At 39.3% G+C, this 13,354-nt stretch carries 14 protein-coding genes; 7 read left to right on the top strand and 7 right to left on the bottom strand.

Going from position 1 to position 13,354, the window contains the following annotated elements; all coding sequences use genetic code 11:
• Positions 1 to 176: 176 nt before the first annotated feature.
• Together B3E92_RS05310 and B3E92_RS05305 are read right to left on the bottom strand one after the other, a co-directional pair.
• Positions 177 to 1,613 carry a dicarboxylate/amino acid:cation symporter gene (locus B3E92_RS05310; protein WP_070561117.1) on the bottom strand — a complete coding sequence of 479 codons (1,437 nt, stop codon included), beginning with the start codon at positions 1,611 to 1,613 and terminating at the stop codon, positions 177 to 179.
• Between the two features lie 175 nt (positions 1,614 to 1,788).
• Complete coding sequence (locus B3E92_RS05305) at positions 1,789 to 2,139, bottom strand: 4Fe-4S dicluster domain-containing protein (protein ID WP_046672889.1); 351 nt, start codon at positions 2,137 to 2,139, stop codon at positions 1,789 to 1,791.
• A 156-nt stretch (positions 2,140 to 2,295) separates the two neighbouring features.
• Here B3E92_RS05305 and B3E92_RS05300 point away from each other — a divergent pair, with 156 nt between their 5' ends.
• From B3E92_RS05300 to B3E92_RS05275, 6 genes are all read left to right on the top strand, one after another.
• Positions 2,296 to 3,309, top strand: a complete 1,014-nt coding sequence (locus tag B3E92_RS05300) for an acyl-CoA reductase (protein WP_112376359.1) — start codon at positions 2,296 to 2,298, stop codon at positions 3,307 to 3,309.
• Positions 3,310 to 3,364: 55 nt separating this feature from the next.
• The gene (locus tag B3E92_RS05295) at positions 3,365 to 3,568 is read left to right on the top strand and encodes a fructose-6-phosphate aldolase (protein ID WP_070561119.1); all 204 of its coding nucleotides are present in this window, start codon (positions 3,365 to 3,367) and stop codon (positions 3,566 to 3,568) included.
• A 5-nt stretch (positions 3,569 to 3,573) separates the two neighbouring features.
• The gene (locus B3E92_RS05290) at positions 3,574 to 4,254 is read left to right on the top strand and encodes a cell division ATP-binding protein FtsE (protein WP_070561120.1); all 681 of its coding nucleotides are present in this window, start codon (positions 3,574 to 3,576) and stop codon (positions 4,252 to 4,254) included.
• A 151-nt stretch (positions 4,255 to 4,405) separates the two neighbouring features.
• The gene (locus tag B3E92_RS05285) at positions 4,406 to 4,957 is read left to right on the top strand and encodes a nucleotide exchange factor GrpE (protein WP_112376358.1); all 552 of its coding nucleotides are present in this window, start codon (positions 4,406 to 4,408) and stop codon (positions 4,955 to 4,957) included.
• 10 nt (positions 4,958 to 4,967) lie between these two features.
• On the top strand, positions 4,968 to 6,122 hold the full coding sequence (dnaJ, locus tag B3E92_RS05280) for a molecular chaperone DnaJ (RefSeq protein ID WP_046672894.1): 1,155 nt from the start codon (positions 4,968 to 4,970) through the stop codon (positions 6,120 to 6,122).
• A gap of 314 nt (positions 6,123 to 6,436) precedes the next feature.
• Positions 6,437 to 7,024, top strand: a complete 588-nt coding sequence (locus B3E92_RS05275) for an outer membrane beta-barrel protein (protein WP_115049011.1) — start codon at positions 6,437 to 6,439, stop codon at positions 7,022 to 7,024.
• 66 nt (positions 7,025 to 7,090) lie between these two features.
• Here the strand turns inward: B3E92_RS05275 and B3E92_RS05270 are convergent, their stop codons facing one another.
• Positions 7,091 to 7,864 carry a C40 family peptidase gene (locus B3E92_RS05270; RefSeq protein WP_286895676.1) on the bottom strand — a complete coding sequence of 258 codons (774 nt, stop codon included), beginning with the start codon at positions 7,862 to 7,864 and terminating at the stop codon, positions 7,091 to 7,093.
• Positions 7,865 to 7,937: 73 nt separating this feature from the next.
• Between B3E92_RS05270 and B3E92_RS05265 the strand changes: the two genes are divergently transcribed.
• A complete protein-coding gene (locus tag B3E92_RS05265; RefSeq protein ID WP_046672897.1) occupies positions 7,938 to 8,411 on the top strand; it encodes a universal stress protein in 474 nt (157 codons plus the stop codon).
• A 78-nt stretch (positions 8,412 to 8,489) separates the two neighbouring features.
• Here the strand turns inward: B3E92_RS05265 and B3E92_RS05260 are convergent, their stop codons facing one another.
• Genes B3E92_RS05260 through pyrF form a run of 4 tightly spaced genes read right to left on the bottom strand, consistent with a single transcriptional unit; the run spans position 8,490 to position 13,342 of the window.
• Entirely contained in the window at positions 8,490 to 9,665 is a 1,176-nt protein-coding gene (locus B3E92_RS05260; RefSeq protein WP_286770844.1) for an RsmB/NOP family class I SAM-dependent RNA methyltransferase, read from the bottom strand.
• A gap of 7 nt (positions 9,666 to 9,672) precedes the next feature.
• Positions 9,673 to 10,956 (bottom strand): ABC transporter substrate-binding protein, encoded by a 1,284-nt coding sequence (locus B3E92_RS05255; protein WP_286895674.1) that lies wholly within the window; start codon positions 10,954 to 10,956, stop codon positions 9,673 to 9,675.
• Entirely contained in the window at positions 10,913 to 12,463 is a 1,551-nt protein-coding gene (gene guaA / locus B3E92_RS05250) for a glutamine-hydrolyzing GMP synthase (RefSeq protein ID WP_286895672.1), read from the bottom strand. Before guaA ends, B3E92_RS05255 begins: the two co-directional genes overlap by 44 nt.
• A 42-nt stretch (positions 12,464 to 12,505) precedes the next feature.
• Positions 12,506 to 13,342: an orotidine-5'-phosphate decarboxylase gene (gene pyrF / locus B3E92_RS05245; protein WP_286895671.1), complete on the bottom strand. Its 837-nt coding sequence runs from the start codon at positions 13,340 to 13,342 to the stop codon at positions 12,506 to 12,508.
• Positions 13,343 to 13,354: the final 12 nt, after the last annotated feature.

Genomic DNA, 13,354 nt, shown 5'->3' with positions numbered 1-13,354 from the left:
GAAAGGATACCAGACTATCAACAACAGCTTGCAAGCAGCTTTTCGTTCCATAAAAATTCCCTTCTATGAAATAAAATGTGGTTTCAACTAAGTCCTTATTTTTGCTCATAAAAAAGCAGTCTCAACGGGGATGTCAAGACTGCTTTTCTGCAACGAATATTCGTTAGTTATTTCTATTAGATCGCCTGTTCAGTATCTTCGCGATAAGGAGCTTCTTCATCAAACTCACCCTCCCATTTAGCAACAACAACGGTTGCCAAACAATTTCCGATCACATTGACAGAGGTACGCGCCATATCCATGAGTTCATCGATACCTAAAATGGCAGCAATGACAAATGTTGGTAAACCAAACTGATCCGCTGTCGCAATCAAAATAATTAATGAAGCCCTTGGGACAGCAGCAACACCTTTGGAGGTGATCATCAATGTAAATGCAATCATCAATTGATGTCCAAACGACAAATGGATACCAGCCGCCTGAGCGACAAAGATGGCAGCCAATGATAAATAGAGTGAAGTACCATCCAAGTTAAAACTATATCCTGTCGGAATGACAAACGAAACAATCTTACGTGGCACACCAAATTTCTCCATTGCGCTCATTGCTTTCGGTAATGCCGCATCTGAACTTGTAGTGGCAAATGCAATGGAAACAGGTTCCTTAATCGCATTTATAAAACGTTTAACAGGTATCTTTAAATACAAAGCTACAGGAAGCAATACCAAGCATAAAAAGCATACTAAAGCAAAATACAGCGTCGCTAAAAGCATGAAAAGATTCTTAAGGATATCGACACCGAGATGCCCCACAGTGTAAGCCATGGCAGCACCAACCCCGATAGGCGCAAAGTACATAATCATGTTCGTAAACTTAAACATCGTTTCAGACATACTTTCGGTAAAATCAACCAAGGGTTTACGCTTTTTCTCATCGACCATTGCCAGGCCAATCCCGAACAAAATTGAAAATACAACAATCTGTAAAACTTGGTTATCCGCTACAGATTTGACAATATTTTCAGGAAACAAGTCGCGTATAAAAGAAGTGAACTTGTATACAGGATGCACATGGTCCGGAAGGGTTTTAAGGATATGCTCATCCATACTTTCCTTCGGCGCAGGGAGTTCTTCATGTGGCATATGTGCAACATCAACGCCCACTCCTGCTCGAGTCAGGTTTATAGCACCTAAACCAATAAAAATAGCACATGTCGTTGCGCAAAAGAAATAAAGCATCGATTTCCATGCCATACGTCCCACCTGTTTCAAATCAGAATGCCCTGCAATTCCATATACAAGCGTAGCAAAGAGAATCGGTCCCACAATCGTCTTGACTAACTTGATAAAACCTTTACTCAAAGGTTGCAGGGAAATCGCTAGATTTGGAAAATCCAACCCGACAAATATCCCCATAATCATACAGGTCAAAATCCAAGTGGTCAAATTTTTCTTAAAGAGCGCATTTACAACCAAAACGGTAGCAACTATCCAACGGACAGCCATTAGAAATTCATGCGAAAAGCCTACAACATCAAATTCGTATAATACAGCAATGATACAAGCTAATGTAACTGTGATTAGGGTTATCAACCCTATTTTGGTTTTTAACATTTAAAAGATTTTAATGGTCAAAAGAACAAAAATAAAAAAATACTATGCTTTTGCAAATATTATTATTCCAAATAGCCAAGATTCACAACAAAATATCGATTTCGCCAAAATAGAAAGGCACAAAAAAGGCAGGAAAATTTCTTATCCTGCCTTATATTTTAACGGAACACTAAATTTATTCCGCGTGTAACCAAGCTTTTTTCGCTAATAGCTCATCGTTCGATTCACGTACATCTTCGTCATCCACACAACAATCTACAGGGCAAACCGCTGCACATTGAGGCTCATCGTGGAAACCTACACATTCCGTACATTTATCTGAAACAATATAATAGACTTCATTAGAGATCGCTTCTTGAGACTCGTTGGCATCTAGTGTAACACCATCGCCAAAATCAATAACCCCATCCAAAGCCGTCCCATCTGAGAATTTCCAAGTTACACCAGCATCGTATATTGCATTATTTGGGCATTCCGGTTCGCAAGCACCACAGTTAATGCATTCGTCTGTAATTTTAATCGCCATTTATAACCTCACAATTATGATAAATAAACTATTTTTGCATTATCAATATGAAACAAAGTCTGATTGAACAATAAGGCTAGTTGATTCACGTTGATTAATGTTAACAGCACAAATATAATACAAATTTGTGTATTCATCTTTTAAAATTTTAATATTTTGACAAAGCAACAACGAATAAATGCATTTGTAAAATTAGGCGAGCGGCTGCAAGAGCGACCTGATGATTTGATTCAAATCATTCAATTCGCCCAACATAAAAACCCCTGGTATACGCCTCAAAATGTTGAACGTGCCATTCAAGCCATTGCTGCCAATCTGACAATAGAAAAGCTGAATCACTGGTTAGCTCCTTATCCAGATCTAAATTCAACGAAAATTGTAGGATTAATTCTGGCCGGCAATATCCCCTTGGTTGGCTTCCATGATATGCTATCGGTACTGATCAGTGGCTTTAGAGCCAAAATCAAAGTCTCATCGGACGACGCAGGATTGACAAGTTATGTGCTCCGCCTCCTTAAACAAATTGACCCGTCCTTTACCGATGCCTTTGAAATTGTTGACAAACTAAAAGATTTCGATCTGGTTATAGCAACAGGTTCCAACAATAGCTCGCGTTATTTTGACTATTATTTTGGAACCAAACCACATATTATTCGTCGCAATAGAAATAGTGTTGCCATCATCGGTGGACAAGAATCTCCCGACCAGCTTGAATCACTGGGACATGACATCTTTGATTATTTTGGGTTAGGCTGTCGCTCTGTATCAAAGTTATTCATTCCAAAAGATTATCCAATAGCACACTTCTTCGAAGGTATCGCTGCGTTTAACAACGTGACGGAACATTTTAAATATAATAACAATTACGACTACAACAAATCCATCTATCTGATCAACGGCGACAAGCATTTTGATAATGGATTTTTATTGCTAAAGGAGGATGAGCGCACAGCTTCTCCCCTTGCTGTAGTTTATTATGAAACATACGAAACACTGGCTGAAGTTGAAAATAAACTCCAATTAGCGCAAGAAAATATCCAATGTGTTGTATCAGAAATAGCTTTAAATGTGCCCTCGCCAGTATTTCGTTTTGGAGAGAGCCAATGCCCTGCTTTGGATGATTTTGCTGACGGCGTGAATACATTGGATTTTTTATTCGCAAACCAATAAGCTTCCTTTAAATTCATAGTAAATAAATTGCATTAAAAATACTAACTTTGAAATTATGTATATCATTAAAGTAAAAGGTGTCGCCAAAATCCCTGATTATGTTCAATTAAGAGATGATGCCTTCACCTTGCTGGCATATTTTAGAGTCGACCGCCCAGATAAATCACTTGATAAGATTGGATTAGGAGAAAAGGCAGAATATATCATGCAACTGGTTAAAGAAATGCCTTTTGGGCAAATTAAAAAATTAGAATTTTAGCTTCCATGATTGAAAATAAAGTCATTACATTAAAAAACGTTGATATCTTCCAACAAAAACATTTGGTATTGTCCAATGTCAATTTAAACATTGGTAAAGGAGAGTTTATTTATCTTATCGGCCAGTCCGGCAGTGGAAAAAGTAGTTTACTAAAAATCATTTACGGCGATTTATACATCGGCAATGGTGAGGGAATGATTGCGGGCTTTGATCTTAAAAAGCTGCACGAAAATGATGTTCCCTACCTGCGTAGAAAATTGGGTATTGTATTCCAGGACTTCCATCTTTTATCCGATAGAAGCATCGAGAAAAACCTCGAATTTGCACTGAAAGCAACAGGCTGGAAAGATAAGAAAATGATCGATAGCCGGATATTGGATGTATTGGAAAAAGTTGGGCTTCGTTCCAAACTTAAGAAAATGCCACATGAGCTTTCTGGTGGTGAGCAACAACGCATTGTAATTGCCCGCGCATTACTAAATAATCCTGAAATTATTCTGGCAGATGAGCCGACCGGTAACTTAGATCCTGCGACATCAGAAGAAATCGTCTTATTATTGCGTGACATTGCCAATTCCGGAACGGCTATTTTAATGGCAACACACGATTATACCATTATCCGTAATATGCCATCGCGCATCATCAAAACTACTGATGGGGTATTACAGGACAATGTCAGTATCTAGACAGAAAACTGACATATAAAAATAAGATTCCGACAAATTGTTAGGCTTTTTTAATAAAATCTGACAAGCTGTCGGAATTTTATTGTTTGGCAAAAACTTTGACAAACGAAGCATAGAGTAAATTTTTGAATCTAATTTTAGCATTGAAGATATGAATGAGCAAGATAATTATTACGATGAAGGTCAAGATCCAGTAGAAACAAATTCTTCTGAACAACAGGAACAGCCTGCTGATAATATAGCAGAAGAACTGTCTACTGAAGAGAAATTGGCTGCAGAATTGGCAGAGGCAAAGGATAAATACATTCGTCTTTCTGCTGAATTTGACAATTATAGAAAACGTACAAGCAAAGAACGTGTTGAATTGATTCAATCAGCAGGAAAAGATGTCATCAGTAAGCTATTACCTACACTAGATGATTTTGACAGAGCGTTAACAGCCATGGAAACAGCGACAGATGTTGAATCTGTAAAAACAGGAATGGATATTGTTAACAACAAATTCAGACAAACGTTGTCGCAATTGGGGTTAAAGGAAATGGATACCATAGGCCAAGCCTTCGATCCTGAATTACAAGAGGCTATCACAGCAATTCCTGCACCCACAGCAGAATTAAAGAATAAAGTAGTTGACGTGATCGAAAAGGGGTACTACCTAGGTGACAAAGTGATCCGTCACGCAAAGGTAGTTATAGGTCAATAATATTAAGACGATGTCAAAAAGAGATTATTACGATATACTTGGTGTCTCGCGATCAGCGGACGAGAAGGAGATTAAATCAGCATATCGCAAATTAGCGATAAAATACCATCCGGATAAAAATCCTGGTGATCATGAAGCTGAAGAACAGTTTAAGGAAGCTGCTGAGGCATACGATATCTTGAGCAATCCACAAAAACGTCAACGTTATGACCAATTTGGCCATGCCGGTAATTCTGCAAGTGGTGGTTTTGGCGGTGGCGGCGGTATGAATATGGAAGACATATTCAGCCAATTTGGTGATATCTTTGGTGGAGGACATCCATTTGAAAGTTTCTTTGGCGGTGGCGGTGGCCAGCGTGGCGGCCGTCGGGTAGCTCGTGGAAGCAATTTACGCATAAAAGTTAAATTAACACTCGAAGAAATTGCCAAAGGCGTCGAGAAAAAGGTAAAGGTCAACAAACAAGTGGTCTGTCATTCTTGTGACGGATCTGGTGCTAAAGATAAATCTTCGTTCCATACCTGTAAAACCTGTGGCGGATCAGGATCAGTTCGAAGAGTAACAAATACCATCTTAGGACAAATGCAAACAACAAGCACTTGCCCTACGTGTAATGGTGAAGGTGTTGAAATCACAGCAAAATGTACAACTTGTAGAGGTGAAGGACTCGAACGCGGTGAGGAAACAATTGCGATCAATATTCCTGCGGGTGTAAGTGAAGGCATGCAACTTTCCATGAGTGGAAAAGGAAATGCTGCTCCGCGTGGCGGCGTCCCAGGAGATTTAATTATCCTGATCGAAGAAGTACCTCACGAAAGTCTAAAACGCGACGGACTAAATGTAATCTATGATCTATATATTAATTTCGTAGATGCTACCTTAGGCACTAGCGTGGAAGTTCCTACAATAGATGGAAAAGCGAAGATCAAAATTGAGCCCGGTACACAAGGCGGTAAAATTTTACGGTTAAAAGGAAAAGGTATTCCCGAAGTCAACTCTTATCACAAAGGGGACCAACTTGTATACGTTAATATCTGGACACCAAAAGCTGTGTCTAACGAAGAAAAAGAATTATTGAACAAACTGAAAGAATCACCAAACTTTAAACCTCAACCAGGTAAAAGTGAAAAATCATTCTTCGAGCGAATCAAAGAATATTTCGATTAAAATCGGTCTTTCAAATACAAAAAAAAGCCATTTGTCCGCTGTTGACAAATGGCTTTTTTTTATCTTCTTACTTGAAATTGACAATTAAAAACAAAAAGTCAGGCCAATATCATTATCGTTAAATAGAAACGATAAAAATAAAAATACACTAAATTTTAACGCGCTGAACCACTATCAATTACCATAATGGCAAAACATCTAGACAATCTAGTGACAAAAAATTAAAATAAGATTTCGATATTTGACTAACAAATTTAAAAAGTCAGGAAGTATTTACTGGCTTATTAGAACAAACTATTTTAAATAAAAAAGACATGAAAAAAGTTTTACTAACATTGACTGCCATTGCAGGTTTAACAATAGCAGCACAAGCTCAAACTGAACAAGGAAAAATTATGGTTGGTGGTCAGGTTGGCTTCCAAACTTCTAAAGTTAAAGACACAGACTTCAAAAATAACTCATTCTCAATCAACCCAACAGTTGGTTACTTTGTAAGCGACAACTTGGCAATTGGTACAGGTATCGGTTACAACTGGAGTAAAGATGAAAGTGTTATGGACTTAAGCACAAAAAGAGACGCGTTCCAAGTTTCTCCATTCGTTAGAAAATACTCTGCTAATGGTCCATTAAGATTTTTTGCACAACTATCCGTACCAATGTCTTGGGGAAAAACTACCGTTGAAACAAATAACGTAAAAGCAGAATCAAAATTTGAGAACTACGGTGTCGAATTGGCTCCCGGTTTGGCATATTTCCCAACAAGCAAAGTCGGTATCGAATTAAAAGTTAGAGGTTTATACTATAATTATAACAATAACAAAACAGCTGATAGAGCAACAAATACATTTGGTTTAGACGCAAATTCATTAGCACCAACTTTAGGTGTACAATTCCACTTCTAGTCAGTACGGAATTTAACAATAGGAAAGGCTATAATTACTTATAGCCTTTTTTTATGTCCTTCGGGATCATGTATACCGTTTAACAATCCGGAGTTTGTGGGTGTAACGGTTCTGTTCAGTATTAAAAATACCCTCCGTATCCATCCGATCGACACGCACTTTCGCTGAAGCGTGAATAATCGTATCGCGATCCAGCATAATCCCTACATGGGTAATCCTTCCTTCGGCGTTATCGAAAAAAGCCAAATCCCCTACCCGTATTTCCGAAACAAAATCCACTGTCTGCCCCATCTCCGCCTGCTGGTAAGCATCGCGAGGTAAGGAAAGGTCAAAGCAACGATAAATCAATTGGGAGAAACCGGAGCAATCAATTCCCCATTGTGAACGTCCACCCCATAAATAAGGAACGTCCTGATAGCTTAAGGCCAATCGCACCACCTCGGTTTCAAATTGCTCTCTGGTAAAGGTATTCATACTACCTTGATACGTTAATGTCAATGGCGATAAATTGAAGGTATTCCCTGTATTTAGATAAAGCTTGGTACCATGACAGAGCTGAAATTGTGTTGTATCGGTAAAAAGAACTCCCCCCTCCCGTCCAACGATAGTAGGTTTTCCACTCAGATAATGTTGCCTATCCAAGTCGTTTAGTTCCTGAAACTGTCCGTTTTGAATCCAACCCAAATAGTCCGTTTCCAATAGACGTATTGAGGTCCAATCGGCCTGTTCATCAAGGATCTCAAAAAGTTCTCCAAACAGTACCTGAGAAACCATTTCACTGCGGTGTGCCTGTTCTGAACGTAACGGAACGAGAGCTAGTGTACAAATACCATATTTCATGTGCTAAACAAAACAAAATCGTCAAAAATGTGATTATATATTATATGACGAAGATAAATTAATTATAGTAGAAATGGACAATACAAACTCAAAATTCAAAAGGATACTCGTCGCTGTCGACGACGAACCATGCTCAGAGAAGGCGATACTATATGCCAAAGAAATGGCCGCAGTATTTGGAGCCTCTATAGCGCTTGTCACTGTTGTTCCCCCTACTTCTCCGGCCAACTTTGGCGCGGATCCACTATTAGGTCAGCAACCTATCATTGTTCCGGAAGTATCGGAAATGGAACAGGATAATGCACAAAAATACCTTGAGAAAATAAGCCGCGAGTTTACAGGTGCAGGCGAAGTTTATCTTTTTAATCGAATCGGATCCATTAAAGAAGAAATTCTGGCGGCATCCCATGAGTGGTCCGCCGATCTTATTATTATGGGGACCAATGGACGGACTGGCTTTGACCATTTCATTTCTGGTTCCGTATCCGAGTCAGTCATTCGCAAATCAACTTGCCCTGTGCTCGTTATTCCCAGTAAATGTGACTGATACTAAATGATTTCTACATATAAAAGGCTATTTTTTCCAATGAAAAAAATAGCCTTTTGCTTTTATTGCTTCTGAAAATTACCTTTTAATCAATCGCGCCACAAACATACTATCCGCTTTCTCTTCATAACCTTTCAAATAGTCCATGCGTTCGATTTCAAAACCAAAATTATCCACAATGTAATTGACAACATCTTCATTTTCCGCTTTAAAAATAGAGCAGGTTATATAAATCAAAGGCTTTCCCACTTTAACATGTCCTACTACATTACTTGCAATATTTTTTTGTAGTGCATTGAATTCGCCAATCTTAGCAGCCCGAAACTGTCTAATCATTTCTGGTGTACGCCCCCAAGTCCCCGATCCTGTACAAGGCGCATCCAATAACACCCCATCAAATCGTTCGCTCCCAAGAATTGCAAAGGTATCCTTGGTAAGATCGAGTATTTTCTTTCGGTAATGCTTTATTCCGGCACGGTCAAAACGTTCATCGAGATTTCGGAGAATACTCATGCGAACATCGGATACCAAAAGATTGACAGTCGGACAATCATCCATCAATAAGAGAGATTTGCCACCAGAAGCTGCACACGCATCCCACCAGGATTCCTTTTCAGCTGGATCCATATAATCCAACGTGCGCTGTGAAGAAAGATCCTGCACTTCTATCATCCCATCCAACACATCAAATCGCTGCAAAGATGTTCCATTATTCAAGGCAATAGTCTGATCGCCAATCATGGAATAAGGAATCTGATTGTTATCCAAAATAGCGCACACGACTTTTGTCTTTCCGCGTTTCACCCGAATATATAAATAAGGCTGGATCAACTGGCTCTCTAAAAATTGTACCATGTCGATCTCATCAGAAATATGATCCGTAAATGGAAAGAGGTCATTCAGGTTAAAAACGCCTTCTGATTCCAGAAATGCAATTTTGTCCTTCAGTGGTTGCTGGATCTTATCGCTGTACGAAGGCTCAAAAAGAGCCACCAAGGGGCTTTCGTGTTCACACAGGAATTCCGCAAGCACCAATCTACGCTGTTGTGACAGCTGCGAAGCTGCCGTTCCCAGACGAAAATAATTATAACATAAACGGGAAGTAGCCTTGCGATCGGATGATCCCATTTGCTTATTCAGCTTAAAAAAAGTAGTCAAATAACGCGAAAAGGGTTGATCCGCTTCAAAACCATCCATTGCCCGCTCAAAATTACGTATTTGCTGATGAACACGTCTTTCACTGAATTCCGCCATTCAAAGATTATTTTCTTTCAAATTTTTTGTTGTGATAAACCATTATACCCAAAGCTCTATTGGCATAGCCCCATTTTGGATAAAATTCAAATTTGTAATCGCTATTCAATCCCGAAAACTTATCCTGCGTCATTCGGCTAACATAATCTACGCCATATTTGTGGATCAATCGACCGAAATACAACGCCGCGTCATAACCTTTATAAGAAAATTCAGACGGGTCCACTTTATAAGCCGATTTATAATTTCCAATAAATTTACGGGTATCACTATCACTCTCATTCACCAAGTTGGAAGAAGTAATAGTAAGTCCATAAAAATCCATATTTTCGAAATTCTCATACGAAAGCTTAGCCATGTTTGGATGTCCATACAACTTAAATTGCTTACCTGGATTCAAAAAGCGTTCGTCCATCTTATCCAATAAAGCTTTAACAAGATTCTTATTGGCTGTACCACTTACAATATGATTTGAACCGGTCAAGACAAGACTATTATCCAGTTCAGCAAGATTATAAACCGTTTTCACTTTTGCCTGTGCATTGGCTTTTGAAATTTCGCTAACAAAATTAACTAGAAACTGTTTGCTTTCATCGTCACCGGCATCGTATACTAATATTTGATCACCCGTATAGTATTGATCAGCAACATATTTCGCCAATGTCTCGGAATGTGTTCGAATAGAAGGTGTTATGGAAACCAAATTAGGTAAGCTAAATTCAGAAGCCATAGTGGCCGCCAAGGGAGAAACTTGCAGCACATTCTTATTTGCAAATGTTTGCCCAAAGCTTTTTATCTCACGTGGATACACCGGGCCCACCACAAGTACGGCATCCTTCACATTGACCGCTGTCCCCAAGGTCGCATTATAGGCAACATTGTCTCGAGAATCAATTACTTGTAAATCAAATAAAGCGCCCTCTTTGGCAATTTTGTCAAGGCCCAACTGAAACCCCTGATAAAAATCAAGTGCCAGGGAAGAACGCTCCACATCTTCTTTTGTAATTGTACCGGCAATACCACTTAACTCAAATGGCAATAGTAGTGCTATTCGATTATTCTTCACGGCGTGCCCATTGACATTTTGCACATCGCCCACTTTGGCAATCGTCGTCTCTTTGTCAACGGCCGGTTTAGTCACAGCAGTTTGATGTTCGCCTTGACCAGAGGAAGGCGAACGCAATACTGTGCTTTTTTTGGTTGTACAGCTTGCAAGGCATAATGCTACAAGTGCCGCAACCCATATTTTATTCCCACTCAATTGTAGCGGGCGGTTTTGAACTGATATCATATACAACTCTGTTTATTCCTTTCACATGGTTGATAATTTCATTTGAAATTTTTGCCAACAGGTCATATGGTAAATGTATCCAATCCGCAGTCATTCCATCAAGAGAACCAACTGCACGTAAGCTAACAACATGCTCGTAAGTACGCTCGTCACCCATCACGCCTACAGAACGCACTGGCAAGAAAATTGTACCAGCTTGCCATACTTTATCGTACCAGCCAGCTTCCTTCAGATTATTGATAAAGATCGCATCAGCCTCTTGTACAATACGTACACGCTCAGGCGTAATATCACCTAAAATACGAATTGCCAAACCTGGTCCAGGGAAGGGATGTCTGCCTAAAATTGTCTGATCCACTTCTAAAGCTTTTCCTACTCTTCTTACTTCATCTTTAAACAACGTTTTAAGTGGTTCTACGACTTTCAATTTCATAAAATCAGGTAAACCACCAACGTTATGGTGTGATTTGATTGTTGCTGAAGGTCCTTTCACTGAAACCGACTCGATAATATCTGGGTAAATTGTGCCTTGTCCCAACCATTTCGCTTCAATTCCCTCAGGTAATTCCTTTTGGATTTCTTTTGCAGCTTCATCAAAAACATCAATAAATGAATTACCAATGATTTTGCGTTTCTCTTCTGGTTCAGAGATCCCAGCTAATCTACCATAAAATAAATCCTTGGCATTTATTCCTTTAATATTTAACCCCATATTTTTGTAAGAATCCAATACCTGCTCGTATTCATCTTTACGAAGCAGACCATGATCTACGAAAATACAATGTAAATTTTTTCCAATTGCTTGGTGCAACAATACCGCTGCTACTGTCGAATCTACGCCCCCTGACAAAGCCATGATAACGTGATCGTCACCCAATTGTTCTTTCAAAGCGGATACTGTTGTTTCAACAAATGCGTCTGGTGTCCAATCCTGTGCACAACCACAAATGTTTACAACAAAGTTTTTTAATAAGATAGCACCATCTGTACTGTGTGTTACTTCCGGGTGGAATTGTATACCATAGGTACGGGTGCCTTTCACTTGATAAGCTGCAACGCGCACTTTATCCGTACTTGCAATAATATCAAAATTTGCAGGAACTTCTTTGATGGTATCGCCATGTGACATCCATACCTGCGATTGAATGGGTACTCCTGCCAATAATTCATTCTCGCTATTGACAAACTGCAGATTTGCACGACCATATTCACGAATTTCAGACGGCAACACTTCACCTCCTGATTTTTGAGCAATGTATTGCGCTCCGTAACAAACTCCTAAAAGTGGGAAACGATCCTGAATAGCAACAAAATCAATTTGCGGTGCATCTTCTTGTCTAACAGAATAAGGACTTCCCGAAAAGATAACACCTTTTACGGTATCGTCAAAATCTGGCAATTTATTGAACGGGTGTATCTCACAATACACATTTAGTTCTCTGACACGTCTAGCGATTAACTGTGTGTATTGAGACCCGAAGTCTAGAATTATAATTTTTTCTGGCATGCTGCAAAGGTAAGTATTACGAATGAATTATTAAATGTCAAATCAGGAAATAATGCCTGCTTTTAACAGTTCTACTTCCATTTCTTTCTGTAGAATCAGCGCTTCCTCCCGTGCCCTTTCAGCGAAATCACGTCCTTTTGAGGCATAGATAATTCCCCTTGTGCTGTTTACTAAAAGCCCGCAATCTTTGTTCATACCAAATTTACAAAAATCTTCAAGCGAGCCGCCTTGAGCCCCCACTCCTGGAACCAATAAAAAATGATCTGGTGCATGTTCTCTAATTTTAATAAAGCCCTCCCCACGTGTTGCTCCAACCACATACATCAAATTGTCAGGTGTACCCCAAGTATTGACTTTATCGATCACCTGTTCGAACAATTGCAATCCTTCTTTGTTTTCAAAATTTTGAAAGTCCAGGCTACCTTCATTCGATGTCAACGCAAGTACGATTGCCCATTTATCGTTAAAATCCAAAAATGGTGTCACCGAGTCCTTCCCCATATAAGGTGCGATAGTAATACTATCAAATCCAAGACCAGACGTCTTTTCATCAAAAAATGCCATCGCATAACGTCCCGACGTATTACCAATATCGCCCCTTTTTGCGTCAGCAATACTGAAACAATCCTTCGGTAAAGCAGCCCAGGTTTTTTGAAGCGACTGCCAGCCTTTAATGCCATAACATTCATAAAACGCAATATTAGGCTTATAGGCAACACATAAATCAGCTGTTGCATCTATGATAGCCTTATTAAAGCTATAGATCGGATCCTCATCATCTAAAAGATGCTCCGGGATTTTGGTGAGGTCTGTATCGAGTCCGACACATAGAAATGAGTGTTTCGCTTTTATTTGATGAATAAGTTCTGCTCTTGTCATACTATATTTAGA

Source organism: Sphingobacterium sp. UBA6317, assembly GCF_002440385.1.
In the GTDB taxonomy this organism is placed as follows: Bacteria; Bacteroidota; Bacteroidia; order Sphingobacteriales; family Sphingobacteriaceae; genus Sphingobacterium; species Sphingobacterium multivorum.
The sequence above is the reverse complement of the archived record's forward strand: the minus strand, read 5'-3'. Positions and strand labels throughout refer to the sequence as shown.

Excerpts from the sequence above, each read along its gene's own strand:
- B3E92_RS05310 (WP_070561117.1), bottom strand. The coding sequence starts at position 1,613 with ATGTTAAAAACCAAAATAGGGTTGATAACCCTAATCACAGTTACATTA.
- B3E92_RS05305 (WP_046672889.1), bottom strand. The coding sequence starts at position 2,139 with ATGGCGATTAAAATTACAGACGAATGCATTAACTGTGGTGCTTGCGAA.
- B3E92_RS05295 (WP_070561119.1), top strand. The coding sequence starts at position 3,365 with ATGTATATCATTAAAGTAAAAGGTGTCGCCAAAATCCCTGATTATGTT.
- B3E92_RS05290 (WP_070561120.1), top strand. The coding sequence starts at position 3,574 with ATGATTGAAAATAAAGTCATTACATTAAAAAACGTTGATATCTTCCAA.
- B3E92_RS05285 (WP_112376358.1), top strand. The coding sequence starts at position 4,406 with ATGAATGAGCAAGATAATTATTACGATGAAGGTCAAGATCCAGTAGAA.
- dnaJ (WP_046672894.1), top strand. The coding sequence starts at position 4,968 with ATGTCAAAAAGAGATTATTACGATATACTTGGTGTCTCGCGATCAGCG.
- B3E92_RS05275 (WP_115049011.1), top strand. The coding sequence starts at position 6,437 with ATGAAAAAAGTTTTACTAACATTGACTGCCATTGCAGGTTTAACAATA.
- B3E92_RS05270 (WP_286895676.1), bottom strand. The coding sequence starts at position 7,864 with ATGAAATATGGTATTTGTACACTAGCTCTCGTTCCGTTACGTTCAGAA.
- B3E92_RS05265 (WP_046672897.1), top strand. The coding sequence starts at position 7,938 with ATGGACAATACAAACTCAAAATTCAAAAGGATACTCGTCGCTGTCGAC.
- B3E92_RS05260 (WP_286770844.1), bottom strand. The coding sequence starts at position 9,665 with ATGGCGGAATTCAGTGAAAGACGTGTTCATCAGCAAATACGTAATTTT.
- B3E92_RS05255 (WP_286895674.1), bottom strand. The coding sequence starts at position 10,956 with ATGATATCAGTTCAAAACCGCCCGCTACAATTGAGTGGGAATAAAATA.
- guaA (WP_286895672.1), bottom strand. The coding sequence starts at position 12,463 with ATGCCAGAAAAAATTATAATTCTAGACTTCGGGTCTCAATACACACAG.
- pyrF (WP_286895671.1), bottom strand. The coding sequence starts at position 13,342 with ATGACAAGAGCAGAACTTATTCATCAAATAAAAGCGAAACACTCATTT.